This is a genomic window from Bradyrhizobium sp. HKCCYLRH2060, assembly GCF_051168135.1.
Lineage (GTDB): Bacteria > Pseudomonadota > Alphaproteobacteria > Rhizobiales > Xanthobacteraceae > Bradyrhizobium.
This window is the reverse complement of record NZ_JBNPUK010000008.1, coordinates 272,229-297,679: the sequence shown is the minus strand read 5'-3', so window position 1 is coordinate 297,679 and position 25,451 is coordinate 272,229. Positions and strand designations below refer to the sequence as shown.

Annotated in this window: 23 protein-coding genes; 4 read left to right on the top strand and 19 right to left on the bottom strand. The window is 65.6% G+C overall.

Features of this window, described 5'->3' with window-relative positions; translation table 11 throughout:
• Window positions 1–157: 157 nt before the first annotated feature.
• Window positions 158–1,609, bottom strand: a complete 1,452-nt coding sequence (locus tag ACQR10_RS18245) for a LysM peptidoglycan-binding domain-containing M23 family metallopeptidase (RefSeq protein WP_316218778.1) — start codon at window positions 1,607–1,609, stop codon at window positions 158–160.
• 107 nt (window positions 1,610–1,716) lie between these two features.
• Window positions 1,717–2,364 (bottom strand): protein-L-isoaspartate(D-aspartate) O-methyltransferase, encoded by a 648-nt coding sequence (locus tag ACQR10_RS18240; RefSeq protein ID WP_316218780.1) that lies wholly within the window; start codon window positions 2,362–2,364, stop codon window positions 1,717–1,719.
• A gap of 267 nt (window positions 2,365–2,631) precedes the next feature.
• Here ACQR10_RS18240 and ACQR10_RS18235 point away from each other — a divergent pair, with 267 nt between their 5' ends.
• Window positions 2,632–3,015, top strand: a complete 384-nt coding sequence (locus ACQR10_RS18235) for a response regulator (protein ID WP_315799824.1) — start codon at window positions 2,632–2,634, stop codon at window positions 3,013–3,015.
• A gap of 8 nt (window positions 3,016–3,023) precedes the next feature.
• Here the strand turns inward: ACQR10_RS18235 and surE are convergent, their stop codons facing one another.
• From surE to ACQR10_RS18175, 12 genes are all read right to left on the bottom strand, one after another.
• The gene (gene surE / locus ACQR10_RS18230) at window positions 3,024–3,791 is read right to left on the bottom strand and encodes a 5'/3'-nucleotidase SurE (protein ID WP_315799823.1); all 768 of its coding nucleotides are present in this window, start codon (window positions 3,789–3,791) and stop codon (window positions 3,024–3,026) included.
• A gap of 95 nt (window positions 3,792–3,886) precedes the next feature.
• Window positions 3,887–4,246, bottom strand: a complete 360-nt coding sequence (locus tag ACQR10_RS18225; protein ID WP_316218777.1) for a hypothetical protein — start codon at window positions 4,244–4,246, stop codon at window positions 3,887–3,889.
• Between the two features lie 102 nt (window positions 4,247–4,348).
• Entirely contained in the window at window positions 4,349–5,803 is a 1,455-nt protein-coding gene (gene serS / locus ACQR10_RS18220) for a serine--tRNA ligase (RefSeq protein WP_316218776.1), read from the bottom strand.
• Between the two features lie 131 nt (window positions 5,804–5,934).
• Complete coding sequence (gene tatC / locus ACQR10_RS18215; RefSeq protein ID WP_316218775.1) at window positions 5,935–6,768, bottom strand: twin-arginine translocase subunit TatC; 834 nt, start codon at window positions 6,766–6,768, stop codon at window positions 5,935–5,937.
• Window positions 6,765–7,292: a Sec-independent protein translocase protein TatB gene (tatB, locus tag ACQR10_RS18210; protein ID WP_316218774.1), complete on the bottom strand. Its 528-nt coding sequence runs from the start codon at window positions 7,290–7,292 to the stop codon at window positions 6,765–6,767. The genes tatC and tatB overlap by 4 nt, the downstream gene beginning before the upstream one ends.
• Window positions 7,293–7,404: 112 nt before the next feature.
• Window positions 7,405–7,638: a twin-arginine translocase TatA/TatE family subunit gene (locus tag ACQR10_RS18205; protein WP_006614346.1), complete on the bottom strand. Its 234-nt coding sequence runs from the start codon at window positions 7,636–7,638 to the stop codon at window positions 7,405–7,407.
• 281 nt (window positions 7,639–7,919) lie between these two features.
• The gene (scpB, locus tag ACQR10_RS18200; RefSeq protein ID WP_316218773.1) at window positions 7,920–9,017 is read right to left on the bottom strand and encodes an SMC-Scp complex subunit ScpB; all 1,098 of its coding nucleotides are present in this window, start codon (window positions 9,015–9,017) and stop codon (window positions 7,920–7,922) included.
• Between the two features lie 19 nt (window positions 9,018–9,036).
• Window positions 9,037–9,876, bottom strand: coding sequence for a segregation and condensation protein A (locus ACQR10_RS18195; protein ID WP_315751001.1), 840 nt, complete (start codon window positions 9,874–9,876; stop codon window positions 9,037–9,039).
• Window positions 9,873–10,901, bottom strand: coding sequence for a beta-N-acetylhexosaminidase (gene nagZ / locus ACQR10_RS18190; RefSeq protein ID WP_316218772.1), 1,029 nt, complete (start codon window positions 10,899–10,901; stop codon window positions 9,873–9,875). Before nagZ ends, ACQR10_RS18195 begins: the two co-directional genes overlap by 4 nt.
• A gap of 42 nt (window positions 10,902–10,943) precedes the next feature.
• Complete coding sequence (locus ACQR10_RS18185; RefSeq protein ID WP_315799816.1) at window positions 10,944–12,506, bottom strand: SPOR domain-containing protein; 1,563 nt, start codon at window positions 12,504–12,506, stop codon at window positions 10,944–10,946.
• Window positions 12,507–12,601: 95 nt separating this feature from the next.
• Window positions 12,602–14,398: an arginine--tRNA ligase gene (gene argS / locus ACQR10_RS18180; protein ID WP_316218771.1), complete on the bottom strand. Its 1,797-nt coding sequence runs from the start codon at window positions 14,396–14,398 to the stop codon at window positions 12,602–12,604.
• Window positions 14,399–14,406: 8 nt separating this feature from the next.
• Window positions 14,407–15,573: a deoxyguanosinetriphosphate triphosphohydrolase gene (locus ACQR10_RS18175; RefSeq protein ID WP_315799814.1), complete on the bottom strand. Its 1,167-nt coding sequence runs from the start codon at window positions 15,571–15,573 to the stop codon at window positions 14,407–14,409.
• Between the two features lie 112 nt (window positions 15,574–15,685).
• On the opposite strand from ACQR10_RS18175, the gene erpA reads away from it, so the two are divergent.
• Entirely contained in the window at window positions 15,686–16,027 is a 342-nt protein-coding gene (gene erpA, locus ACQR10_RS18170; RefSeq protein WP_315799813.1) for an iron-sulfur cluster insertion protein ErpA, read from the top strand.
• 18 nt (window positions 16,028–16,045) lie between these two features.
• Here the strand turns inward: erpA and ACQR10_RS18165 are convergent, their stop codons facing one another.
• The 4 genes from ACQR10_RS18165 to ACQR10_RS18150 form a co-directional block, all read right to left on the bottom strand.
• Entirely contained in the window at window positions 16,046–18,361 is a 2,316-nt protein-coding gene (locus ACQR10_RS18165; RefSeq protein ID WP_316218770.1) for a hybrid sensor histidine kinase/response regulator, read from the bottom strand.
• Between the two features lie 758 nt (window positions 18,362–19,119).
• Complete coding sequence (locus ACQR10_RS18160; RefSeq protein ID WP_316218769.1) at window positions 19,120–19,860, bottom strand: metallophosphoesterase family protein; 741 nt, start codon at window positions 19,858–19,860, stop codon at window positions 19,120–19,122.
• A gap of 200 nt (window positions 19,861–20,060) precedes the next feature.
• The gene (locus ACQR10_RS18155) at window positions 20,061–20,720 is read right to left on the bottom strand and encodes a hypothetical protein (protein WP_315799810.1); all 660 of its coding nucleotides are present in this window, start codon (window positions 20,718–20,720) and stop codon (window positions 20,061–20,063) included.
• Window positions 20,721–21,120: 400 nt separating this feature from the next.
• Window positions 21,121–22,038 carry a LysR family transcriptional regulator gene (locus tag ACQR10_RS18150; protein WP_316218768.1) on the bottom strand — a complete coding sequence of 306 codons (918 nt, stop codon included), beginning with the start codon at window positions 22,036–22,038 and terminating at the stop codon, window positions 21,121–21,123.
• A gap of 99 nt (window positions 22,039–22,137) precedes the next feature.
• Here ACQR10_RS18150 and styA point away from each other — a divergent pair, with 99 nt between their 5' ends.
• Together styA and ACQR10_RS18140 are read left to right on the top strand one after the other, a co-directional pair.
• Complete coding sequence (gene styA, locus ACQR10_RS18145; protein WP_316218767.1) at window positions 22,138–23,385, top strand: styrene monooxygenase subunit StyA; 1,248 nt, start codon at window positions 22,138–22,140, stop codon at window positions 23,383–23,385.
• A gap of 16 nt (window positions 23,386–23,401) precedes the next feature.
• Window positions 23,402–23,929: a flavin reductase family protein gene (locus tag ACQR10_RS18140; protein WP_316178541.1), complete on the top strand. Its 528-nt coding sequence runs from the start codon at window positions 23,402–23,404 to the stop codon at window positions 23,927–23,929.
• Window positions 23,930–24,405: 476 nt separating this feature from the next.
• On the opposite strand, the gene ACQR10_RS18135 is transcribed toward ACQR10_RS18140, so the two are convergent.
• Window positions 24,406–25,428, bottom strand: a complete 1,023-nt coding sequence (locus ACQR10_RS18135; protein WP_316218766.1) for an aldo/keto reductase — start codon at window positions 25,426–25,428, stop codon at window positions 24,406–24,408.
• Between the last annotated feature and the right edge of the window lie 23 nt (window positions 25,429–25,451).

The window sequence follows — 25,451 nt, the reverse complement described above, 5'->3', positions numbered from 1 at the left end:
CCCCAAAAGTGTCAACCATGTCCCCGAACAGGTGTAAGCTATGTCTCCGGGCTAAACACTGCGCTCGCAATGACGCCTTTGGCTGATATCCCGCCTCAAACGACAAGGGCTCGCCCAGAGGCGAGCCCTTGCATGTGAGGACGGCAGGCGTCGCGGCTCACGCCCCGTTGAGGAATTGCAGCGGGTCAACCGGAGACGATCCTTTGCGGATCTCGAAGTGGAGCTGCGGCGATCCGACTTCTCCCGATTGACCCGACTTGGCAATGACCTGGCCGCGCTTGATCGGATCACCGCGCTTCACCATCAGCTCACTCGCATGGGCATATGCGGTGACATAGCCGTTGGAATGCCGCACCAGGACCAGGTTGCCATAGCCCTTCAATTCATTGCCGGCGTAAGCGACGACGCCATCTTCGGCTGCCTTCACCGGGGTGCCCTCGGGCACGGCGATGTTGATGCCGTCGTTGGACTTGCCGTTGGTCTTGGCGCCGTAGCTCGTGATCACCTTGCCGCGAGCCGGCCAGCGGAAGGTCGGCAGCGAGCTGGTGGTTTCGGCCGGCCGCGCCGGCTCCTCCTCCTTCTCGGGCGCCGGATTGGCCTGGGCCAGGCGGGCGCTCTGGACCGGACCTGCCGCCGCAACCCGCGTCGTCGGCGCTGGCGCCGGCACGGTCGCAACCGCCTGGGGAACGGTTGCGACCGGGGCCACCGGCGCGGCTGCCGCTACGGCCCTGCCAGGGACGGTCAGCCTGGTCCCGAGCTTCAGCGGCGATGCCTGATCGATGTTGTTGGCGCGGGCGAGCTCAGCCGCCGTCAGATGATTCTGGCGGGCGATGCTGGCGAGTGTCTCGCCGCGGTTGACGAAGTGGACGGTGGACGGTGCTGCGGCCGCCACCGGCTTCGGCGCGATCATTGGCGCCGCAGCAACGGGCTGGGCCGCGGGCGCAGCCGCCACCGCGCCAGGATGCGGAATGATCAGCTGCTGGCCCGGCGACAACGCGCGCGGCCCCTTGTAGCCGTTGGCAGCCAGGATCTCAGCCGGCGTCACGCGGTAGCGCTTGGCGAGGATGTCGAGCGTATCGCTGGTGCCGACGATGATCTTGGTGCCACTGGCAGGACGCGCGGCCGCGACCGAACGCGGCGGCACGGTGCCGGTGGTCTCGAGCCGCGGCTGGGCCGGCGGAGCATAGGAATGCGCCGGCTGTGCATAGGCCTGGGGTGCGGCGACGGCGGGCGCTGCGACGGGGACCGCAGCGGGTGGCGCATAGGATGCGACGCCGCGCCCGCCCGACGACATGCCTCCGGCACCGCCGCCCGTCGGATAGGATTGCGGAGCCCCAACCGCCGGGGGCGGCAGCGCCGAGGACGAATAGGCTGGCGCCGGCGCGGGAGCCGGCGTGTAGGACTGGCTGTATTGCTGGTGCTGCCGGGGCGGCTGCGCCTGCACCGACCCGGTGGAATCGGATGCAAACGGGTTTGAAAACGGATTTTGCGTCTGCGACAGCCGCGTCGACATGTCGGCGCTGCAGCCGGCGACGCCGAATGACATCAGCGCCAACGCCGCAACCTGCGGCAGGCGGCGCGAGCGAAGCAACTCGACAGTGGCGGGCATGGTTACTCACTCGTACGCAACAAACAACGAATTCGAGTAAACACAGCCGCGGTAAATAAGCGCTTAAGCCGCGAATAAAGCGTTGTGCGGCCTGCTGATCCGTCTCTTTAGAGTTCGCGCGCAATTCCCGGAATTGCCGGCACAAATCGCACGTCGACGAGCTCGTTTCGGTCGAAACGATCACCCGTCCGCGTGATCCTGACGAGCGTCTGCACCCCGTGTTGCGGCCCGACCGGCGCGATCAGGATACCGTCCGGCTCCAGCCGGTCGAGCAGGCTCTGGGGAATCTCATCCATCGCCGCCGTTACGATGATGCGGTCGAACTGGCCGCCCCCCGGCGGCAGCGCGTAGCCATCGCCGAGCATGACCTCGACATTGAAGCAGCCGAGCTTCTCCAACCGCTCCCTGGCCTTGTCGGCCAATGTCCGGAAGCGCTCCACCGTCAGGACGTTGGTAACCAGCCTGGACAGAATCGCGGCCTGGTACCCCGACCCCGTCCCGATTTCGAGGACACGATGGGACTTCTGCAGCTTGAGCTGCTCGGTCATGTAGGCGACGACGAAGGGCTGGCTGATGGTCTGCCCACAGGCGATCGCCATCGCGCTGTCGCGATAGGCGTCCGGGCGGTCGGCCGGCAGAACGAACTCCTCCCGCGGCACCTCTTCCATCGCACGCAACACCGCCTGATCGCTGATCCCGCGCCGACGCAGGGTCAGCTGAAACATCATTTTCTCGGGAGGAGCAGCTGGGGGCATCGGGATGTCGGTTGGTGGGCTCCTGCGCAATTTACCTGCCGGGCGAGGGTTGCGCACCGATTTTCCGCGCGCCCGTCGCAACCAGGATGCACCGTCATGGTCCCGACGACGACCGCGTTCCGCACGAGGAACCAAGTCGGGTCCGGTTCGTTCACCTTATGGGCGATCGTGCCCACGCCGCACGGCCATGAAAGACGACATTGTTGACGTTGCGCCATAAGCCGTTATTTGCGAGCGTCAAATCGGATATGGGCAAGGACTGACATCATGACTGCACCGCGGCCGCCGCGCGGCTCTGTGTTTTTGGTTGAAGACGAAGTCATGATCCGAATGATGGTGGCCGACATGCTGGAGGAGCTCGGCTACACCGTCGCGGCCGAGGCCGGCGAAATCGGCGAAGCGATGCGGCTGGCCGAGAGCACCTATTTCGACGTTGCCATTCTCGACGTCAACGTCAACGGCAAGGTCATCTCGCCGGTGGCCGATCTCATCAAGGCGCGCAACCGGCCCTTCATCTTCGCAACCGGCTACGGCTCGTCGGGGTTGCCGGAAGAATATCGCGACCGGCCGGCCCTGCAGAAGCCGTTCCAGCTCGAGACGCTCGGAAAGGCGATCGATCATGCCCTGCGTGGCGCTGAGCCGCAGGGGTAGAAGGCGCTTCAGCCGAGAATGTCGCTGAGCTTGCCGGAGAACGCCTCGTCCGTGCGATCCAGGCGAAGCGGAGTCACTGACACGTAGTGCGCCGCGAGAGCTGCGAGGTCCGTCCCCTCGTCGGGCAAATCGAGCGAAGCTGCCCGGTCGAAGCCGATCCAGAAATAGGGGTTGCCGCGGCCGTCGCGCCGCTCATCGACCTTCAAGAAGCCGAGATTGCGCTTGCCCTGGCGGGTGACCACGACGCCCCTGACCTCTTCCGGTGCACAGGCGGGGAAGTTGACGTTGATCACTGTATTCCTCGGCACGCCGGCTTCGAGCACCTTGCGCACGATCTGCGGGCCGAATTTGAGCGCGGTGTCCCAGGACGGCTTGTCGCGAGTGGCGATGCTGAATTCCTGCGACAGGGCGAACGACGGCAAGCCGAGAATGGTGCCTTCGAGCGCGCCGGCGATGGTGCCCGAATAGACCACGTCCTCGGCAACGTTGCGGCCCTTGTTGACGCCGGACAGCACCACGTCGGGCAGCTTCGCCCCCAGGATATGCCGGGCCCCCATGATGACGCAGTCGGTCGGCGTGCCGCGCACGGCAAAGTGGCGCGGGCCGACCTCGCGCAGCCGCAACGGATCATTGAGCGAGAGCGAATGCGACACGCCGCTCTGGTCGAGCTCGGGCGCCACGATCCAGACGTCGTCGGACAGGGCCCGTGCGATCTCCTCGATCACCTTGAGACCCGGCGCATGGATCCCGTCGTCATTGGTGCAGAGAATCCGCATGGCCAACCTTCCGTCTCTTCGAAAGCATCGTTCGGGGGTGTCTTATCTGCTGTGCAGCAGCGAGGCAAACCCGAGCGCTCGCCGGCATCACCCGGTCAATGCCGGATCCGCCACTGCGGCAGGAACCTGGCGAGTTGCCCTCGTGTGCTCAGCCTCAACGGGAGGCAGGATGCGCCGGATGCGCCCGGCGCCTGCTGACCAGGAGGCGCCGGCACTGCCGAAGGTCCGGTCCGCGGCACTGCTGCAAACCGGGCCCGCGCGACACTCAACGCCTTCTCGAAGTCGACGGGGTCGAACCAGGCCTGATCGCGCAGCGACTCGCCCAGGCCATCGTCCCAGACCCTCGAGCAATCGACGTCGAAGGCTCCCTTCAGGCGCTGGTCGACCGCCTGGATGCCGGAGCCGGTGACGGCCCATTGCCGTCCGATCCAAAAAATATCCCGATGCAGGCCCATGATGCCGGTATCTGAAAAGCAATTGCTGAACAGAACCGAGGATACGACCCGCCGGCCGCCACGCAATGGCGGCGACCGGGGCGGATGCAATTTGCCGCGGCGCTATGGCTCGGCGGCCACCACCTTGAGGCCGCCCATATAGGGCTGCAGCACGTCTGGGACCGCGATCGATCCATCGGCCTGCTGATAGGTCTCCATGACCGCGATCAGCGCGCGGCCGACCGCCGTGCCCGAGCCGTTCAACGTATGCACGAAGCGCGGCTTGCCGTCGCTGCCGCGATAGCGTGCATCCATGCGGCGCGCCTGGAAGTCGCCGCACACTGAGCAGCTCGAGATCTCGCGGAACGCGCCGCCATCGCCCTGCCCGGGCATCCAGACCTCGATGTCGTAGGTCTTCTGCGAGGAAAAGCCCATGTCGCCGGTGCACAGCGTGATGACGCGATAGTGCAGATCGAGCCGGCGCAGCACCTCCTCGGCGCAGGCCAGCATGCGCTCGTGCTCGTCCTTGCTGGTCTCCGGCGTCGTGATCGAGACCAGCTCGACCTTGGTGAACTGATGCTGGCGGATCATGCCGCGCGTGTCGCGGCCGGCCGCGCCCGCCTCGGCGCGAAAGCACGGCGTCAGCGCCGTGAGCCGCATCGGCAGCTCCTTCTCGTCGACGATGGACTCGCGAACCAAATTGGTCAGCGCGACCTCGGCGGTGGGAATGAGCCAAAGCCTCCTTGATTCGCTAGCCAGTGTCATTTCGGGATGTTCGCCCTTCAGGCGGAATCTCGCACCTTCGACTGTATGCTTTTCCGCAAAGTCGAGAGCCGCATTCCAAACGTTTTCAAAGTTTTCGGTCAAAACATCCTTGTAGACATTCCCTGGGAACGTTTCGAACTGATCTTCCCAAAACTTAGGCAGTTGCCCCGTACCGAACATCACATGGTCACGAACCAGAAGGGGTGGATTTACCTCTGTGTAGCCATGCTCAGTCGTGTGTAGATCAAGCATAAACTGCCCCAGCGCTCTCTCGAGGCGCGCTAGTCCGTTTTTCAGCACGACAAAGCGAGCGCCTGACAGCTTCGCTGCCGCCTCGAAGTCCATGGTGCCAACACCCGCACCGATTTCGTCATGCGGTTTCGGTGCGAAGCTATAGTTGCGCTTGGCGCCAAACACGTGGCGCTCAACGTTATCATGCTCATTCTGCCCGTCGGGCACCTCGTACAACGGCAGATTAGGAATCTGGGCCAAGAGGTCTTGTAGTTCCCTCGAAGCCTCTTTCTCCTCCTTTTCCGTAGTCGAAATGGTGGTCTTGAGTTCTATGACTTCCTCTGTAAGTCGTTTGATCGCTTCCTCGTCTTTATTCCGGCGAGCGAGCTCGTTCTCCTTCGATGCAGCTTTACGCCTAGTCAAGGCAGCCTCATGCACTCGGAGGATTGCTCGCCTGCGCTCATCGATCGAGATAATGTTCGCCGATGAGAACCTTTGTCGTGCGGATTGGTCGAGATTTCGACGACCGAGCTCTCGATCGAACTCAGCCCGGTTTTCTCTGATCCACTTGATGTCGTGCATGGTCATTCGGTCCTGGAAACAAAGGATACGGGCGAGTCGCGCCCCGGCTTGCGGGCGAGCCTGAACTACCGCGAATGGCGCGGGATGGGAACAGGCAACGCCCGGGACGGCTCCCGGGCGACGCGACTGGCCTATTCGGACGGATTGGCCGGCAGATTGCCCGAGTCCGACGACGAGCCCGAACCAGACGAGGAACCAGCCTTGGCCGCAGCCGCCTGCTTCTCGACGATGCCGACCGCGATGATCGCGCCCTCGTAAAGCGCCAGCAGCGGGAGCGCCAGCGAGGCCTGGCTGAGCACGTCCGGCGGCGTCAGCACGGCCGCGATGATGAAGGCGATCACGATGAAATAGCGCCGCTTCTCCTTCAGCATCTGCGAGGTGACGATGCCGATCCTCCCAAGCAGGGTCAGGATGACCGGGAGCTGGAACGCGATGCCGAAGGCGAAGATCAGCGACATCATCAACGACAGATATTCGCCGACCTTGGGCATCAGCGCGATCTGCGCCGTCTCCGGGCCGCCGAGCTGCTGCATGCCGAGGGAGAAGCGCACGATCATAGGCCACACCGCAAAATAGACCAGCATCGCGCCGAGCACGAAGAAGACGGGGGTCGCTATCAGGTAAGGCAGGAAGGCATTGCGCTCGTGGCGGTAGAGGCCGGGCGCCACGAACTTGTAGATCTGCGTCGCGATGATCGGAAACGAGATGAAGCCGGCGCCGAACATCGCCAGCTTGAGCTGCGTGATGAAATATTCGAGCAGCTGGGTGTAGATGAACTTGCTGTTCTCCGCCCCTGCCACCCAGACGAACGGCAGCACCAGGATGTTGTAGATCTGCTTGGCGAAAAAGAAGCAGAATATGAAGGCCACGCCGAAGCCGAGCAGCGCCTTGATCAGCCGCGACCGCAGCTCGATCAGGTGGTCCATCAACGGGGCCTTGCTGGCCTCGATATCTTCGACGGTCATGACGCTTTGGCGTCCTTCAGGCGTTCAGCTTCTGCTGACGCAGACATTTCGGGCTGCGGCTCGGACTTGATCTCACGTACGATCGCCAGCGGCTCGCCCACCGGTTGATGGGGTTCAGCCTCCACGAAGGTTTCGGCCCGTGGCGGTTCGGGAGTGGTCGGGGTCATCACAGGAGGCTCGGGCGAAGCAGCAGCCACGTCCGACGCGGGCGCCGGCTCAGCGGGCTTGTCGATCCCCTCGATATCGAGAGCCTTGTCGACGTCGCGCTGCAACGAGGAGATCACGCCAGTCGGCGTGAAACCGCTGGCGGCTTCGCGGACCTCATCGAAACTCTTCTTGAGGTCGGCCATTTCCGCTTCGCGCATCGCCTCCTGGAACTGGCCCTGGAACTCCGAGGCCATCCGGCGCGCCTTGCCGATCCATTGCCCGACCATGCGCAGCACGCCCGGAAGCTCCTTGGGACCGATCGCGATCAACGCGACGACCCCAATGACGAGCAGCTCACTCCAGCCGATATCGAACATGAAACAATCCGCCTACGCGACGACGCCTCTGATCCCGCCTGCCCGGGCCTGCCTGAACAGGTCCCGGTGCCGTCCCTGCGGGAGCGCGCCGCCCGCGCTTTTCACGCGCAGATCAAACGGCTTTGCTGCCGACATCCGTGCGGGTGGCCGAAGGCGTGGCGCCATGATCGATCGACTTGACGGGTTCGGTCTTCTCCGGCGCCTTGTCGTCGTCCTGCATGCCCTTCTTGAACGCCTTGATGCCCTGCGCGACGTCGCCCATCAGATCGGAAATCTTGCCGCGCCCGAACAACAGCAGGACGACCGCGATCACGACGATCCAGTGCCAAATGCTAAGCGAACCCATCCTGCAACCCTCCAAACACCGGCGCAGCCTTCACCCGACTGCCCGTCGACGCTACCGCCGAAACCGCGTCATATCCATGGACTTGACCGCGACACTTCGCTTCTAGCATTCGATTGCGAAACAGCAACACGAACCAAGGCGGCAATCAGCCGAAAGCGGCGCGCGGAGAGCCCGATCTGGCCGGAAGGTAGGCGTCAGCGCCCCCAAAAACAAGCACTTAAGGTCCGCCAAATCGCGGCCGGACCTACGTAATAACGCGAGTGTTAACGACGCCAAAGCCGCTACTCCCGGTGCGGCGAGCCGTCCTCGTCGGTATCGCGATCGTGCTCGTCATCGGCGGCGTCGATCTCGTTGTCTGCCGCGTCGATCTCGGCCTCTGCTTCTGCCTCGTCCTCCACCTGAGCCTGAGCCTCGGCAGAAGGTTCGACGAGCTCGGTCACGGCCTCGTCCTCCTGCTCGAGCTCGGTCTCCTCGACGGCGAAGTCCACCTCCGTCGTGTCGGTTTCCGCATCGGTGCCGGGCAGTTCCAGATCGCCAACGGCGACCTGCGACGAGGCGTCCTCCTGAACCGCGGTCTCAGCGGTCACCATCTCGCCCTCGGCAGCCTCGGCCGCGGCCGTCTCGGCTGCGATCGTTTCCTTCTCCGCCGTTTCGGCCTCTGCCGCCTCAGCATCGCCAGGTTCGGCCTCGACCGCCGGCGCAAGCGCCAGATCGAGATCGCCCGGATCCAGCGGCTCCTCGTCCTCCCGGAGCGTCGGATCATCCGATGGCGTCGGGACGGTGAAGCCGGTCGGCAGACGGGAATCCAGCAGGCCCGTGCCCTTCAGCTCTTCCAGGCCTGGCAGATCGCCCAGGGTCTCCAGGCTGAACTGGGCCAGGAACGCATCGGTGGTGCCGAAGGTCAGCGGACGGCCGGGCGTCTTGCGGCGCCCGCGCGGCTTGATCCAGCCGGTCTCCAGCAGAACGTCCAGCGTTCCCTTGGAGGTAACGACGCCGCGGATCTCTTCGATCTCGGCACGCGTCACCGGCTGATGATAGGCGACAATGGCCAGCACCTCGATCGCCGCCCGCGACAGCTTGCGCGTCTCGGTGCTCTCGCGCGTCATCAGCCAGGCGAGATCGCCGGCGGTGCGAAAGGTCCATTTGTTGGCAACGCGCACGAGATTGACGCCGCGATTGGCGTACTCCGCCTGCAGCTGCGCCAGTGCGGCCTTGATGTCGACCCCTTCAGGCATACGCTTCGCGAGCGCGGCCTGCTCGAGCGGCTCGGCCGAGGCAAACAGAAGAGCCTCGAGGATGCGCAACTCTTCGGGGCGCGCTGCGGGCTCGATCGCGATCTCGTCGGGCTCTTCCATGCGCAGTTCCGCCAAGCTTGCCATGGCAGGGTCTCCTTGTTCGTTACTCAACCGTCAAGTCCGGCGCAGCCATGGCGCCAGGCTGGATCGGTGGACGCTTACGAAAGTACAGCGGCGCGAACGCCTGCTTCTGGTTCAGCTCGAGCTTGCCTTCGCGGACCAGTTCGAGGACGGCCGCAAAGCTCGATGCGAAGACGGTGGCCTTCTGTGCAGGCTCGACGACGTAGTCCAGCAGGTAGTCGTCGAGACATCCCCAGTCGTCGGACACCTCGGTCATGCCGACGAGCCGTTCGAGCGACGCGCGCGCTTCGGCGAGCGACCAGACGGTGCGCTTGGCCATATGAACGGAGGTGACGACGCGCGACTGCCGCTGGATGGCATAGGCCGACAGCAGGTCGAACAGGGTCGCGGTAAACTTGGGACGACGGACCTCCGCAATGGCCTCCGGGTTGCCGCGCGGGAACACATCGCGCTGGAACTGCGGCCGGTTCATCAGGCGATTGGCGGCCTCGCGGATCGCCTCCAGCCGGCGCAGCCGGTTGGCCAGCGCCGTGGCCATCTCCTCGGCGCTTGGACCTTCCTGCGCCGGCGGCTCGGGCAGCAGCAGGCGCGACTTCAGAAAGGCGAGCCAGGCCGCCATCACGAGATAGTCGGCGGCGAGCTCCAGCCGGATCTTGCGGGCGGCCTCGATGAACTGAAGATATTGGTCGGCGAGCGCCAGGATCGATATCTTGGCGAGGTCGACCTTCTGCTGCCGCGCCAGCGCGAGCAGCAGATCGAGCGGGCCCTCGTAGCCCTCGACGTCGACGACCAACGCCGGCTCGGCCTCGGCCAGCTCCGTCGTGGGACGGCCGGTTTCAAACGACAGAATTTCAGCGGTCATGCGCTCGCGGGTCCCAGCCGGTTGATCAAGGCGTCGAGCTCGCCGCGCGCGGCGTCACGATCGAAGCCTGTGGGTGCCTTGCGCGCCGCAAGTGCACGATCGGCGCGGATCAGAGCCTGGCCGGCCAGCTCCGGCGTCTCGGCGGCCACGGCCTGCATCTCGTCGAGCTTGCCGTTGCAATGCAGAACCATGTCGCAGCCGGCCGCCACGATCGCACGCGTGCGCTCGGCGATCGATCCGGCCAATGCGTTCATGGAAACGTCATCACTCATCAACAAACCCTGGAACCCGATCCGTTTGCGAATCACCCGTTCGATCATTGTCGCAGAAGTCGTGGCCGGATGGGCGGCGTCGATCGCGCTAAACACAACATGTGCAGTCATCGCCATCGGGAGGTCGGCCAGCAGCCCGAAGGCGGCGAAATCGGTGGCGTCGAGTTCCGCTTCTGGCGCGTCCACGGTCGGCAGCCGGAAATGGGTGTCGGCGGTGGCCCGGCCATGCCCCGGAATGTGCTTCAGGACCGGCAGCACGCCGCCCTGCTCCAGCCCCTCCGTCACCGCCCGGGCAATTGCAGCGACCTTCGTTGGCGTCGTGCCATAGGCCCGATCCCCGATCACGGCATCGGCACCGGCGACGGGGACGTCGGCGAGCGGCAGGCAATCCACGGTGATGCCGAGCGCGATCAGGTCATCGGCGATCAGGCGGGCGCTGAGCCAGGCGGCACGGAGGCCTGCGGCCGAATCAAGGTCGTAGAGACGGTCGAACACCACGCCGGCGGGATAGGCCGGCCAATGCGGCGGCCCCAGGCGCTGCACCCGGCCACCCTCTTGGTCGATCAGAACGGGAGCGTCGGCGCGGCCGACGCAGGCCCTTAATTCCTCAACCAGTTCAGTCACTTGGGCGGGTGACTGGACGTTGCGCTTGAACAGGATGAAGCCCCAGGGCCTGAACTCGCGGATGAACGCGCGCTCGGCGTCGCTGAGATCAGGTCCGGAGATGCCGGTAATGAAAGCCCGCATGGTCATGCGGGCCGCATAGACCCCGCCTCGGAGGCGGTCAAGCGAGCCTTAATTGTTGCTAAACGGGAAACACTGTCCGCCGGCAGTTTTCAACGATCCGCACATCTTGTTGGCCTCTTCCTTCGTCGCGAAGGGCCCAACGGCCGCGCGGTACCTGACGCCACCCTTCTCACCCAGATCCATCCGCTTGATGATCGGCTCGTATTTGCCCAGCACGGCGCCGTACTTGTCCTGCACCGCCTTGTACGATGTCATCGCCTCGGCCTCGCTGGCCTGCGACGAGATCGAGACCAGATAACCGCCGGTCCGATCGTTCTGGGTCTGCTCGGTGACCGGCACGGCGGCGGCGATCCGGGCCGGCGCGCTCGCCGGCGCGGCCGGCTGCGGTGTCAGCGGCATCGGGCTGTCGTTGGCGGCCGACGCGTTGGCGTTGGCCGGCGATTTACGGCCCTTCGGCGTCGCCGCCGGTTTGGTTGCAGGCGTCGCAGGCATCGGCGGATCGACCGCGGCGGCCTGATTGCCTCCCGTCACGGACAGCGTCTTGATCGGACGCGGATCACTGTTGGGCAAAATGCCATTGGCATTGGCCATCTGCGACATCGGGGCCGCCCCGGCGCTGACCGGCGGCGGCGCCGCATTCTGGTTCATCTGCGGGAACACCACGCGCGGATTGCCGCCGCGGGTGTTCAGATCCATCGGCGTCTCCTCGCGGGACACCAGCTTCTCGCCGCCGTCATTGCCGAGCAGCCGATCCGGCACCTTCGGCGTCGGATCCTGCTGGGCCATGATCTTGGTCGGACTGTTGTCAGCGCGGATGATCGGCGGCTCGCCGGTCCGGCCGGACGAGATGTAGGTCTTGTAGCCGTAGGCGCCGCCGGTGCCGACCACCGCAAGGGTCAGCACCGCGAGCACGGTGCTCATGCCGCTGCGCCGCCGCGGCCGCTCCTCTTCCTCGCCTTCGTCGTAACCGTCCTGATAGCCGTATTGGCTGTCCTGGAAATCGTTGTCGCCCTGAAACCCCTGCTGTCCCGAGCCCATCTGCCCGAACAGCGCATCGTCATAGCGCGAGGAGTCCGGCTCGTTGTCATCGAAGCCATTGTCGCGGTTGTAGTCGCGATCATTCTCGGCGAACCCGTGGCGCGACTCGCCGACGCTGTAGTCGAGCTTGGACAACTGATCGGCAAACTCCGCGTTCGGATAACCCTGCTGCTGCCGGGGAGCGGGCGCGGGCGCGAAATCCTGATCAGGGAAGCCTGGCTGGCCGCGCGGATCCTGATAGCCCGCCGGAAAGGCCGGCGGTGCGGGCGCCGGCTGCGGCGGCTCGCGGCCCATGTCGGCGAAGGGGTTGGCGGCGGCAGGCTGAGCTCGCTGCATCCAGGCCGGGGCACCGGCCGAAGGCATGCCGGGGACCGGCTGTTCTGGCGCGGGCGCCGCGGGGCGCGCCATCGGCCGCGGCTGAGACTGCGGGGTGGCCCGGCCCGAGGCGGCAAAAGGATCGTTCTGCCCGATCAGGCGAGCGAGTTCGGCGAGCGGATCGGCATCGGCCTGCTGGTTTCCACCACGGCCAAAACCATCAGCGGGAAAGGGTCTGTCCTGGTAACGATCAGCCATCGTGATGAAGCGTCCCTGCGGGTGAGCCGCATATGCGTCCTAAGGCGGACCCTGCCAGATTGAGGCCCCCAACTGAAGTCGTGTGTTTCCCCCAATCAGCGCATTGCATCAGGAGCATTAACGCCCAAGATCGCAAGTCCCGACGCCAGAACCGAGACGACGCCCTGAACCATGGCCAAACGTGCCTTGGTCAATTCTGCATCATCATCGATAATGAAGCGTAAATAGGGCAAATCCCGCCCCCGCGTCCAGAGGGCGTGAAATTCGCTTGCAAGTTCATACAGGTAGAAGGCGATCCGGTGCGGCTCATGCGCCAGAGCCGCGCTCTCCACCGTACGTGGGTACAGTGCCAGGCGTTTCAAGAGGTCGTGTTCGGCCGAGTCGGAGAGTTTTTCGAGCTTGGCCTCGCGGAGGAACGCCAGCCGTGCCCCCTCCTCCTCCGGCAGCTCGGGCACGCTCTCCCGCGCATTGCGGAAGATCGAATGCCCCCGCGCGTGACCGTACTGGACGTAGAACACCGGATTGTCGCGCGACTGCTCGATCACCTTGGCCAGGTCGAAATCGAGCACAGCGTCGTTCTTGCGATAGAGCATCATGAAACGGACCGCATCGCGCCCCACTTCATCAACAACTTCCCGCAAGGTGACGAAGTCGCCGGAGCGCTTCGACATCTTCACCGGCTCGCCATTGCGCAACAGCTTGACGAGCTGCACGACCTTGACGTCGAGCACCGCCTGTCCGGCGGTCACCGCTTTCACCGCCGCCTGCATGCGCTTGATGTAGCCGCCGTGATCGGCGCCGAACACGTCGATCAGGTCGGCGAATCCGCGCTCGAACTTGTGCCGGTGATTGGCGATGTCGGAGGCGAAATAGGTGTAGCTGCCGTCCGACTTGATCAGGGGACGATCGACGTCATCGCCATAGGCGGTAGCGCGGAACAGCAGTTGCTCGCGATCCTCCCAGTCCTCGGGCGGCGCGCCCTTCGGCGGCGGCAGACGGCCTTCATACACGTCGCCCCGCTCGCGCAGGAACTCGATCGTGTCGGCAACCTTGTTGGTGCTACCTGCGATCAGCGAACGCTCCGAGAAGAACACGTCATGACGGATGTTGAGCGCGGCGAGATCGTCCTTGATCTCGGCCATCATCATCGTGATCGCCTTGTCACGTACGATCGGCAGCCACTCGGTCTCAGGCATGGCCTTGAGCTTGTCGCCGTGCTCGGTCGCCAGCGCCTGCCCGACCGGCTTGAGATAGTCGCCGGGATAGAGCCCATCCGGAATCGCGCCGATGTCCTCGCCGAGCGCCTCGCGATAGCGGAGGAAGGCGGAGCGCGCGAGCACGTCGACCTGGGCGCCGGCGTCGTTGATGTAGTACTCGCGCGTGACGTCGCGCCCGGCGAACTGCAGCAGGCTGCATAGCGCATCGCCGAACACGGCGCCGCGGCAGTGCCCGACATGCATCGGCCCGGTCGGATTGGCCGACACGTATTCGACATTGACTTTCGGCGCGCCGGACACCGGCGCGACGCGGCCGTAGGCAGCGCCTTCGCGCAGGATCGTGCCGAGCGCTTGCGCCCAGACGGTCGGCTGCAGGGTCAGGTTGATGAAGCCCGGTCCGGCGACGTCGGCCTTGGCGACCAGCTCGTCGGCGCGCAGGCGCTCGGCAATCTGTTCGGCGAGCTCGCGCGGCTTGGCCTTCGCCTCCTTGGCGAGCACCATCGCGGCATTGGTGGCCATGTCGCCATGGCTCGGATCGCGCGGCGGCTCGACCACCACGCGCGAGAAATCGATGCCCTCGGGCCAGCCGCCCTGCTTGGCGATGATGGCGCAGATGGTGTGGACACGCGCGAGCATGTCGGCAAAAAGGTAAGGGGTGGAAGCTTGTTCGACCATGCCGCCGCCTAACGCAAATCCGGAGTCGAGTCAAAAAGCCGGTGGTGCTCGGTTAAGGCGAAACGGTCCGTCATTCCGGCGATAAAATGGCCGATGCGGCGAGCCCGATCGCCCTCGCCGTCGCAACCGTCCAGCCAGCCTGCGGGCAGCGTCGAACCGTCCTCATGGTAGCGGCCATACAGGTCGGCGACGATGCGCTCGGCGTCGCGCATCACCCGCATCACCCGCTCATGGCGGTACATCCGCTGCCAGAGAAACCCCTTGATCGTCGCCTCGTGCTCGGCGACATCGGCCGGAAATGCCACCAGCGGCCCGCTGTGCCGCCTGATGTCGTGCGGCGACATCGGCTGCGCCCGCGTGATCCGGCGCTCGGCTTCGGCCGCTACAGCTGCGATCAGGTAGGAGATCAGCTCGCGCACCAGCTCGGCGCCGCGCCGGATCGGATCGAGCGCCGGATATTGCCGGTCGATCTCGGCGATCATCGCCGCGAGCAGCGGAATCTCCTGGAGGTCATCGACCGTGAACAGGCCGGCCCGCAGCCCGTCGTCGATGTCGTGGGCGTCATAGGCGATGTCGTCCGCGAGCGCGGCGACCTGGGCCTCGAGCGAGGCGTAGCTCCACAGCTCCAGGTCAAACCGGGCATTGAACTCGGCGATTCCCGGCGGGATCGGCGCCTGCAACGGCCCGTTGTGCTTGACGATGCCTTCGAGCGATTCCCAGGTCAGGTTGAGGCCATCGAAATCGGGGTAGCGCTGCTCGAACGAGGTGACGATGCGCAATGTCTGGGCATTGTGGTCGAAGCCACCATGCTCCGCCATGCAGCGGTTCAGCGCGCGCTCGCCGGCGTGGCCGAACGGCGGATGTCCCAGATCATGCGCCAAGGCCAGCGTCTCCGTCAGGTCCTCGTCGAGGCCGAACTGGCGGGCCAGGGCGCGGGCGATCTGGGCGACTTCCAAAGAATGGGTCAGGCGGGTGCGGTAATGGTCGCCTTCGTGGAAGACGAACACCTGGGTCTTGTGCTTGAGCCTTCGGAAGGCGGTCGAATGGATCACCCGGTCGCAATCCCTGCGGAACGGGCTGCGGGTTCGGGACGGCGGCTCGGCGAACAGGCGGCCCCGGCTGCGATCGGGATCGCAGGAATAGGGAGCGCGGGGGGCAGCCATTCCGACCGACACGGGCGATTGTTCCTTTTGCGATTTGATTCCTCGGCGGAGCCCACTTAACTATGGGGAGTGCCCGGGACCAAATGAATAGGGCATGACGCACGACCCTCGGAGACCTCCTGCCATGACCGATGCCTCGACCGGCCCCGTCACCATCAGCGAACGCGCCGCCCGCCGCATCGGAGAGATCCTCGGCAAGGAGAGCGCCGGCGCGATGTTGCGCATCTCGGTCGAAGGCGGCGGCTGCTCCGGCTTCCAGTACAAGTTCGACATCGACCGCGCCAAGGCCGACGACGACCTCGTGATCGAGCGCGATCACGCCGTGGTGCTGGTCGATCCGGCCTCCGTGCCGTTCCTCGCCGGCTCGGAGGTCGATTTCGTCGACGACCTGATGGGCGCCTCGTTCCGGGTCAATAATCCCAACGCCACCGCCTCCTGCGGCTGCGGCACCAGTTTCTCGGTCTAGCGCCCCCTCATTATCGGCTCAGGCCTCCGCCGTCGCGGCCGGGACATCGGACGGCGCAAGCGCCGGCGCCTCGACGTTCGGCGCGGGCGTTCCGATCGCCTTCAGCATCGCCGCCACCATCGCCGGCTTGCGCAACGGCTTGGCCAGAAAGTCGGTCATGCCGGCCTCGCGGCACTGCTTGATATCGTCGGGGAAGGCATTCGCGGTCAGCGCGATGATCGGCAGCGCGACAAGCCGTCCGCCCTTCGCCCGGATGGCCCGGGTCGCGGTGATGCCGTCCATCTCCGGCATGCGGACATCCATCAGCACCAGGTCGAACTCCCGTTCGTCGGCCGCCTTCACTGCCTGCAAGCCGTCCGGGACGATGCATTTGTCGACCGGGAACTCCTGCAGCATCTTCGACACCACCATGCGGTTGGTGGCGTCGTCCTCGGCGATCAGCACGCGCAAGGGACGACCGAGCGCCTCGATCCGCGCCTTGAGGTCGCCGGCGCCGACGCGGTCGCCGCGCTGATCGGACACCTGCTTGTCGCTCCACGGCAAGGTCAGGCTGAAGCGGAAGGTCGAGCCTTCGCCCTGCACCGACGACACCGCGATGACCCCGCCCATCTGCTCGATGATCCGCCGGGAGATCGCGAGCCCGAGCCCGGTGCCGCCGAAGCGGCGGTTGATCGAGGCATCGGCCTGGGCGAAATCCGTGAACAGCTTGCCGACCCGATCGGCGGGAATGCCGATGCCGGTGTCGGAGACGCGCCACTCGATGGTCGCCTTCTGATCGTCGCGCGCGCGGCAGGCCACGGCGATGGTGATGCCTCCCTGCTCGGTAAACTTCACCGCATTGGAGGCGAGATTGATCAGCACCTGACGAATGCGCGCCACGTCGCCCTTGAGCGCCGGCGGCAGCTTCGGATCGATATCCGCGTTGACCAGCAGGCTCTTCGATTTCGCGTTGACGCCCATGATGGCGGTGACCGCCTCGACCAGCGCCGCCGGCGAAAACTCCACCGTCTCGAATTCGAGCTTGCCGGCGTTGAGCTTGGACAGATCGAGGATGTCGTTGAGGATGCGCTGCAGGTTGTCGCCGGACTCGCGGATCGTCATGACCGCATGACGCTGCTCGTCGTCGAGCTTGGTCTCCAGCAAGGTCGAGGCGAGCCCGAGCACGCCGTTCATCGGCGTGCGGATCTCGTGGCTCATCATCGCCAGGAAGTCGGACTTGGCGCGGCTTTCGGCTTCCGCCTGCTCGGCGCGCCAGCGCTCGGTGACGTCGCGGCCGAAGCCGCGATAGCCTGCGAACTTGCCCTCGTGATCCCGCGCCGGCCGCGCCGTCAGCGCCCAACGGCGGCGCTCGCCGCCCGCGACCACGACGTGGATCAGGATCTCCGGGATCGACAGCCGCTGCGCCATCCGATCGGCGAACGTCTTGAGCGTCGCCGTATCCGTCGGGCAGAGATATTTCAGCGTATCGATCAGCCGCTCGCCCTTGAGCTGATCGAGCGGAAGCTGGGCCACGTCGGCGAAGCGCTGCGGCGCGTCGATCAGACGGCCCTCGGCATCGGTCTGCCACAGCCAGCTCGCGGCGTTCTCCTGGAATTCCTTCAGAAGCAGCGAGATCGTCTCGTTCTGGCGCTCGTGCCGGATCTGCGCCTTCAGGTTTTCCAGGAACACGTTGCCGTGCGACACCAGGTGCCGGACCATGAACGAGGTGTAGAGCAGCAGGAACACGACGAGTACGAGATAGGTCGCGCCGCCGCAAAGAAACAGCGAGCCCACCGAGGCGAGCATCAGGGTCCAGGTGTAGGCGAGACCAGCCCGCGGCACGCTCGACATCGCGAACGCGCCACCGGAGATCATCCCGGTCATCAGCGAGCCCACGATGATCTGCAGATGCGGATCGACCTGCGGCATCACGATCAGCGGCAGCGATCCCCAGATGGTCGCCAGGAAAAACGCCTGCAGCGTCATCCGGGAGATGGCGCGTTCGGACGCCTCCTGCGGCCGCGACTTGCGCGCGCGCCACCAGCCGCGCAGCGCCATGCCGCCGGCCACGGCGATCGCGGCGCCCCACGCGAAGAGAAAGAGATTGGAGACGGTGTTCCAGAACACGCCGAGGATGATGGCAGCGTTGGCGAAGTTGATGCCGATGGTCACGGGGACGAGGCGCGCGACGGCATCGACCTGCCGCGCCCGGATGCGCCGGCGATCGCGCTCGGTCAGCGCTTCGTCGTCGAGACCCTCGATGGCGCCGAAGCCGCCGATCCAAAGGAAGAAGGCCCCCAGCGGGCTGCCGCCGGCCGTTCGCTTCGAGCGCGTGGGATCCCCAGGCCAATTCATGAGCGCGCAGAACCTTCCTTGTGATCCCTTGCCATGCCCGATCGGCTGCTTCAGCCACGTTAATTGTTCCGCCCGTAGAATTACGGCACCTCCGAATGCGCGCGCTGACAGGGCTGGATGCAACTCGTCGTTCCCGCGGCACGATGTGCCCGAGTCATGATCGTCCATGTCGCCCTCGTTCAGGTCGAGGGCGCAGGGAATGCCGGGTGCTGGCCGCAACCCATGGCCCGCCTGCAGAAAGAAAGCAGGCGGCAGTCACCACAGGTCCAGCCGGTCAACCGGCATTCCCTGCACGACGGCTCTACGCCTTATACGCACTCTCCCCGGGGACCGGCTGTCTTGCCCCCGTGACCGATGGATCATCGTCACCACCGGCGTAGCGTCAGCATCGGGACGCCAGGACCATGCGACTTCGGCGTGCACCCGGGGTGTTCGTCCGCACGGCATCAAGCCATGCTGCAGCCCAAAGCGCCCATCGCATCCCACCCCGCGTGTCATGACGATCGCGATACGCCCCTCGTGCCGGGGCGGGACGGCGTGATTTAGAGCACAAATTCCGAAAACGCGAAATAGCGATATTTTTTACATCAGGACTGGACAGGGCAAATCAGCTTGATCGCACACGTGAAATGAGCTTCTGGGCGCAGGCGATTTCACATCGACCACCTGGCGCGGCTCCGCGAAAATCGCCCCCCGCCGCGCGGCCGATTTGCCCGTCGGGCACGTTGGATCGCCGGCACCACCCTTGCTCCCGCTCGTCAGATCACGGCGCCCGAGGCATAGGCGCCCGCCCATTGCGGAAAACCATTCTCCACCGCGCGCGCCGCCGCGTGATCCCAGTCATAGGCCAGCGCCAGCAGCTCGGCCTGCCAATGCCCGCGACGTTCGGTCAGCACCGCATAGCGGGCGTGCGGAGAGCGATATTCGAGCTGCGCCGCGATCGGGATGTCGCCGAATACAGGGCAGCCGACGCTGCCGGGATTGACCACCAGAGGACCGCGCGGCACCTGCACCATCGCCTGCCGATGGCTGTGGCCGCACAACACGAGCGTGGCGCCGCCGAGATTGACCAGACGCGCGGCCAGCACGTCGCGGCGCGCCGGGACGTAACGGCCATCGTCGAGCATTTCCTCGAGCAGGAGGGCACAGTCATCGTCGGGCGTACCGTGAACGGCGAGGATGCCGTGGTCCAGCGCGATCCGCGGCGGAAGCGCGTGCAACACCCGGCGCTGCTCGGCGGTCAGCGCCGCGCGAGCGAAGCGACCGGCGGGAGAGAGCTTCTCTTCCGGAAACTCCTCGATCCAGCGGTCATGATTGCCACGCACGGTCGGCAACTGCAGCGACTCCAGCAGGTCGAATGTCTCTCGCGGCCACAACGGGCTGGTCACGCAGTCGCCGAGATTGACGGTGGCATCGACCCCGCGTGTCTCGATGTCCGCGAGCACCGCCTCCAGCGCCGGCAGATTGCCATGCACATCGGAAATCACTGCCAGCCGCATCGTCGTCTCCTTCGTCACGCGGTTCGATCGGTCCGTTCAAGGCAAAGCCTTAGCATCTTCGCCATTGCGAGCGAAGCGAAGCAATCCAGGCCGCGCGTGGGACTCTGGATTGCTTCGCTCGCAATGACGGCGGAGAGGCCGGTGTCCGAAGCGACGCCAGCGGGCGGCGCGTGCCGACGATCCTCAAAGAGACGCGCGGATCACAACCTTGCGGGAACAACCGTCAACACCGGCGCGCGGCCTGCATAGCGCAGCAGCAGTCGGTGGGTCGGATAGAAGATCACGAGCGGCAGGCCGATCAGCAGCATCGCGAACCATGCCGGACCCGGCATGAAGCTCTGCGCCAGGGCATCGCTGAGGCCGAACACGTAGTTGATGTTGACCGGCAGGTCGCTGGTCGCGGGTGGCGGCGGCATCAGGAAGTAGCACACCGACAGCAGCGCCCAGGCGGCGACGGTCCAGACCGCGAAGGCGCGGCGATCATAGCCGAGCCGCCAGACCAGCCAGGCCAGCACGAACGGGAGCCAGAAATGGAAGAACGACAGGCTGCGGGTGAACAGCGGCAGCTTGGCGTCGAACATATAGGCCGTCATGCCCGTCAATGGCACGCCGGCAGCGGTGCCGAGGAAGTCGACGACCCACAACGCCTGCGGCAGCAGGATTCCCACCGCCGGCGCCGAGGCGAGCAGCGGGCTCTCCAGCCAGACCGCGGCCAGCGTGGTCAACAGCGCGACGTCGCAGAAATACAGGAAGTTGGTCGGGCCGTAGGCCATCAGATAGGTCGGCACCAGCACCGCGCAGAACGCGCTATACGCAAGCTTGAACCACAGCGGAATGCCTGGCTTCGCGGCCTCGTTCATCGATCCCCTGCCCCCTGCAATATGAGTGTTTTCGCAATCGCGCGGAGATTGTGGGGAGATGAGCCGGCGCGTCAATCAGGGCGCCCGTGATGTTCACGAGCAGCGTTAACAAGCGTTTGCGCTGATCGGATCTGCAGAGGAAATCGATGGCGCAGCAGCGTGCGCTGCCTGATACAGCGCCCTCTCCCCTTGCGGGCCCCTTGCGGGAGAGGGCTGCACCGGCTTCTCGACGCACTCATTCGGGTCAGGGGTATCTCTCCGCGATCGCGGCTTGTGGAGACATCCCCTCACCCAACCGAGCTTGACGCGCTGTCCTACATGCCCTCTCCCGCAAGGGGAGAGGGCGCATTCACGGGCACCGCGCTCATTCTGACCTCACCTAGAATGAGCTCAAACATCGCTACACTCTTGTGGCCATTGCCGCACCAATCGCGAACACGTCGGCACGCTCGATGATCAGGTCGCGGAACAGCCGCGCGCGATGCGACATCCATTGCGGGTCGGGATAGACGACGTGCAGCGGCAGCGACGGCACATCGTAGTCCGGCAGCAGGTGGACGAGCTTGCCGGAGGCGATGTGGCCCACCGCGCACCAGTCCGGCAGGACGGCGGCGCCGAGGCCTTCCAGCGCTGCCAGGGCCATGATGTCGGCATCGTCGCAGGTCAGCGACGGCGTGATGCCGACGACGTGGCGCCCGGTCTCGGACTCGAAGCTCCATTCGTTCTTCGGCGACAGCCGCGAATAGGTCACGCAGGGCAGCTGGCGCAGATCGTTCGGCAGCCGCGGTGGGCGATGCCGCGCGAGCAGCGATGGCGCCGCGACCAGCAGCCGCTTGACCGTGCCGACGCGGCGCGCGACCAGCGAGCTCGAGCTGAGCACGCCGATGCGGATGGCGAGCTCCGTGCCAGTCTCCACGAGGTCGACGAACTGCTCGGTGAAGCGGATATCGAGCCGCACCTCTGGATAGCGACGGCCATATTCGGCGAAAATGTCGCGGAAGAAAGTGCGGCCGAACGAGGTCGGCACCGTCATCCGCAAGGTGCCCGAGGGCGCGCCGACGCGCTTCGGCGACGGCATGCCCGCGCTCTCGAACAAGGTGACGATGTCCTTGGCGAGCTTGAGCACGCGGTCGGCCTCGGCGGTCGGCCGCAGCTTGCGCGTGGTGCGTACGAATAGCCGACAGCCGAACTGTTCCTCCAAGAGCGCGATGCGCTTGGTGATCGCCGGCTGTCCCAGGCCGAGATCAGCCGCAGCCTGGGTGAAGCTGCCGGCCTCCATGACCCGGATGAAGGTCTGCAGCGCGTCGATCCGGTCCATCCATTCCTCCCCGGAATGAGTTTTATTCTGGCTATTCCGTATACGTCAGGAGGCGGCCTGGTCTAGCCTCTCAAAAAAGATCACAGGGAGGGGAGACCCATGGAGAAGTCGATTGGCATCGTCGGCGCCGGCATCGGAGGGCTGCATCTCGCGCTCTACCTGCAGAAGCACGGCATCCAGGCGACCGTCCTGACCGACCGCGAGCCGGAGCAGTATGCTGCAACGCGGCTGATGAACACGGTGGCGCATCACGGCATCACGGTGGCGCGCGAGAACGAGCTCGGCGTGAACCACTGGGACGATCCCGATGTCGTCTATCACCACCATGATCACTTCTTCAATTTTCCGGGCAGCCCCCTGCTCTTCCGCGGCGCCTTCAAGCAGCCGAGCCGCGCGGTCGACTACCGGATCTACCTGCCGGCGCTGATGAAGGATTTCGAAGATCGCGGCGGCACGATCGAATACGCCAGCATCCAGGACGACGACATTCCGGCGCTGGTGGCGCGCTTCGACCTGCTGGTGGTGTCGACCGGCAAGGGCGCGCTCGGGCGAATGTTCAGCCATCGGCCGGAGCTGTCGCCCTACAACCAGCCGCAGCGCCTGCTCTGCGTCGGCCTCTATGACGGCGTCGATCACGGCAGCCCCGAGGGTGACGATCCGCGCGGCGTCACGCTGTCGGTGTCGCCGGGCCATGGCGAGATGATCGTGATCCCGACGCTGACCTTCGGCGGCATGAAGACGGCGCTGCTGATGGAGAACATTCCCGGCGGCGACATGGCCGAGCTGGTGTCGCTCAACTACGACGCCGATCCCTCGGCCTTTCGGCAGACGCTGCTCGACAAGCTCGAAAAGCACCATCCGCACACCTACAACCGGATCGACACGCACCGCTTCGATCTGCAGCCGCTGGACCTCTTGCAGGGCGCCGTGGTGCCGACCGTACGGCGCTCCTCGGTGAGCTTCGACGACGGCAAGATCGCGATCGCGCTCGGCGACGTGCACTCCGTGGTCGATCCGATGATGGGCCAGGGCGCCAACATGGCTTCCTACGCCGCGTTCGAACTCGGCAAGGCGATCACCGAGGCCGTGGCGTTCGACGACCGCTTCGTCGAGACGGTCGATCGCGCGCGCGAGAACCGCGTGCTCGCCGCGGCGCGCTGGACCAATCTGATGCTGCAGCCGCCGTCGGAGGCGATGGGCCGGCTGATCTTCACCATGGCGCAGGATCGCGTGCTCTGTGACGAGTTCACCGACAATTTCAACTATCCGGAGCGGCAGTGGGACCGGCTGGCGAGCGACCGGCGTATTCATGCCTGGATCGATGACCGGGCAAGGCTCGCAGCGTGATGGCGGAGAGAAGCCGATGAGCCATCATCCGGACCCGGCCAGCTTTCGCGCTGCCGCCTCGCGGTTCTCGACAGGCGTGACCGTCGTGACGAGCCGCGATGCCCAGGGCGCACCGGTCGGGATGACCGCGAACAGCTTCACCACGGTCTCGATGCAGCCGCCCACGGTGCTGGTCTCGCTGAAGCGCGGCCGCACCTGGCAGGCGGTGAGTACCTCCGGCCGCTATGCGGTCAACGTGCTCGCGGCGGATGACGTCGCGATCGGCCGGCATTTCGCCGGCGCACCGCTGCCGCAGGGCGCACCAAGCTTCGACGAACGCGATGGCTTCTTCCTGCTGCCGCAGGCGATCGCGCAGTTCGGCTGCGAGGTCGTCAACGCGATCGAGATCGCAGACCACACGCTGTTCATCGGCGAAGTGCGCTGGTGCCGGCACCAGGACGGCCTGCCGCTGGCCTTCTACGCCAGCCGGTTTTGCAACGGGCTGGGCGCTGAGATCAAGCCGGCGGAGGCGCTGGCGTATCCGGCAGAGGGATGGAGCATTTGATCGCACAGCCGGCGAGCCGAATACGCCACCATCGTTCGCCGTAAGCAGCTTCGCATGATCAAGGTGCAGCGCCGCTCTCGGAGCGGCCCCTCAAGGTGAGGAGGCGCGGAGCGCCGTCTCGAACCATGAGGCCACAGTGTGGGCCTCGCCCTTCGAGACGCCCGCCTGCGGCGGGCTCCTCAGGGTGAGGAGCAAGAGTTTCGCTCTTCAACACAAATCGGATGCGGTTCGCCGGGACGACTTAGTGAGCCAAACATCGTCACATTGAAGACTGCGGGTCCGGCACAGTCGTGAGGCTCAACCGCCGATCGGTCCGGGGTCGATGCCCCCCGTTGTGGCGGCTCCAGAATGACCGGAGCGCGGCCACGTGACGATCGAAGCGTGATTTTAGTGCCGGCCGGGGGACGTCGTCAAATGCATCGGCGCCGCAGGCACGAGGCCTGCGGCCGATGGTCCACAGCAGTTTCGCTCGTCGGCTAGCGCCGCTCGTTCAGCATCGGGAATCCGCGCTGATGCCAGACCGGATAGGCAGCGGGAATGTCGCTGGCGGCATCGAGGGTCGCCACCTGCTCCGCCGTCAGGCTCCAGCCGACCGCGCCGATGTTCTCCATGAGCTGGCTCTCGTTGCGGGCGCCGACGATGATGGTCGCGACCGTCGGGCGCTGCAGCAGCCAGTTCAGCGCCACCTGCGGAATGCTCTTGCCGGTCTGCTTGGCGACGCCGTCGAGCGCATCGACGACGCGATACAGCCGCTCCTCCTCGTAATGCGGTCCCGTGCCGGCGATGTCGTGGGCGCGGGTGCCGGGCTTGGCCGGCTGTCCGCGGCGGATCTTGCCGGTCAGCTTGCCCCATCCGAGCGGGCTCCAGATCACGGCGCCGACGCCCTGGTCGCGGCCCAGCGGCATCAGCTCCCACTCATAGTCGCGGTTGAGCAGCGAGTAGTAGGCCTGATGCGCGACATAGCGCGGATAGCCGTAGCGGTCGGAGGCGGCCAGCGACTTCATCAGGTGCCAGCCGGAGAAGTTGGAGCAGCCGATGTAGCGGATCTTGCCAGCGCGCACGAGCTGGTCGAGCGTGGACAGCGTCTCCTCCACCGGCGTGTTGTAGTCCTGGCCGTGCAGCTGGAACAGGTCGATGTGGTCGACGCCGAGCCGCGCGAGCGAGCCGTCGATCGCCTCGATCAGATGCTGGCGCGAGGAGCCATAGTCGTTCGGGCCACTGCCTTTCGGGAACGTCGCCTTGGTCGAGATCAGCAGGCGGTTGCGCTTGCCTTTGATGGCCTGGCCAAGAATGCTCTCGGCCAGGCCGTCCGAATAGACGTCGGCGCTGTCGAACATCGAGAGGCCGTGATCGAGACAGACGTCGATCAGCCGGGACGCGCCGTCAGCGTCGGTCCCGCCCCAGGCCTTGAAGAAGTCGTTGCTGCCGCCAAAGGTCGCGGTGCCGAAGCTGAGCGCGGGCACGCGGAGGCCGGAATGGCCGAGACGTCGATGGTCCATCATGATCTCCCTGGGTGTTGGCC

Bases quoted from the DNA above. Each gene is read 5' to 3' on its own strand.
- ACQR10_RS18185 (WP_315799816.1), bottom strand. From the start codon at position 12,506: ATGGCTGATCGTTACCAGGACAGACCCTTTCCCGCTGATGGTTTTGGC.
- serS (WP_316218776.1), bottom strand. From the start codon at position 5,803: ATGCACGACATCAAGTGGATCAGAGAAAACCGGGCTGAGTTCGATCGA.
- ACQR10_RS18235 (WP_315799824.1), top strand. From the start codon at position 2,632: ATGACTGCACCGCGGCCGCCGCGCGGCTCTGTGTTTTTGGTTGAAGAC.
- surE (WP_315799823.1), bottom strand. From the start codon at position 3,791: ATGCGGATTCTCTGCACCAATGACGACGGGATCCATGCGCCGGGTCTC.
- ACQR10_RS18140 (WP_316178541.1), top strand. From the start codon at position 23,402: ATGAGCCATCATCCGGACCCGGCCAGCTTTCGCGCTGCCGCCTCGCGG.
- ACQR10_RS18240 (WP_316218780.1), bottom strand. From the start codon at position 2,364: ATGCCCCCAGCTGCTCCTCCCGAGAAAATGATGTTTCAGCTGACCCTG.
- styA (WP_316218767.1), top strand. From the start codon at position 22,138: ATGGAGAAGTCGATTGGCATCGTCGGCGCCGGCATCGGAGGGCTGCAT.
- tatB (WP_316218774.1), bottom strand. From the start codon at position 7,292: ATGTTCGATATCGGCTGGAGTGAGCTGCTCGTCATTGGGGTCGTCGCG.
- scpB (WP_316218773.1), bottom strand. From the start codon at position 9,017: ATGGCAAGCTTGGCGGAACTGCGCATGGAAGAGCCCGACGAGATCGCG.
- ACQR10_RS18150 (WP_316218768.1), bottom strand. From the start codon at position 22,038: ATGGACCGGATCGACGCGCTGCAGACCTTCATCCGGGTCATGGAGGCC.
- ACQR10_RS18165 (WP_316218770.1), bottom strand. From the start codon at position 18,361: ATGAATTGGCCTGGGGATCCCACGCGCTCGAAGCGAACGGCCGGCGGC.
- nagZ (WP_316218772.1), bottom strand. From the start codon at position 10,901: ATGACCATGCGGGCTTTCATTACCGGCATCTCCGGACCTGATCTCAGC.
- ACQR10_RS18205 (WP_006614346.1), bottom strand. From the start codon at position 7,638: ATGGGTTCGCTTAGCATTTGGCACTGGATCGTCGTGATCGCGGTCGTC.
- erpA (WP_315799813.1), top strand. From the start codon at position 15,686: ATGACCGATGCCTCGACCGGCCCCGTCACCATCAGCGAACGCGCCGCC.
- tatC (WP_316218775.1), bottom strand. From the start codon at position 6,768: ATGACCGTCGAAGATATCGAGGCCAGCAAGGCCCCGTTGATGGACCAC.
- argS (WP_316218771.1), bottom strand. From the start codon at position 14,398: ATGGTCGAACAAGCTTCCACCCCTTACCTTTTTGCCGACATGCTCGCG.
- ACQR10_RS18155 (WP_315799810.1), bottom strand. From the start codon at position 20,720: ATGAACGAGGCCGCGAAGCCAGGCATTCCGCTGTGGTTCAAGCTTGCG.
- ACQR10_RS18135 (WP_316218766.1), bottom strand. From the start codon at position 25,428: ATGGACCATCGACGTCTCGGCCATTCCGGCCTCCGCGTGCCCGCGCTC.
- ACQR10_RS18195 (WP_315751001.1), bottom strand. From the start codon at position 9,876: ATGACCGCTGAAATTCTGTCGTTTGAAACCGGCCGTCCCACGACGGAG.
- ACQR10_RS18225 (WP_316218777.1), bottom strand. From the start codon at position 4,246: ATGGGCCTGCATCGGGATATTTTTTGGATCGGACGGCAATGGGCCGTC.
- ACQR10_RS18245 (WP_316218778.1), bottom strand. From the start codon at position 1,609: ATGCCCGCCACTGTCGAGTTGCTTCGCTCGCGCCGCCTGCCGCAGGTT.
- ACQR10_RS18160 (WP_316218769.1), bottom strand. From the start codon at position 19,860: ATGCGGCTGGCAGTGATTTCCGATGTGCATGGCAATCTGCCGGCGCTG.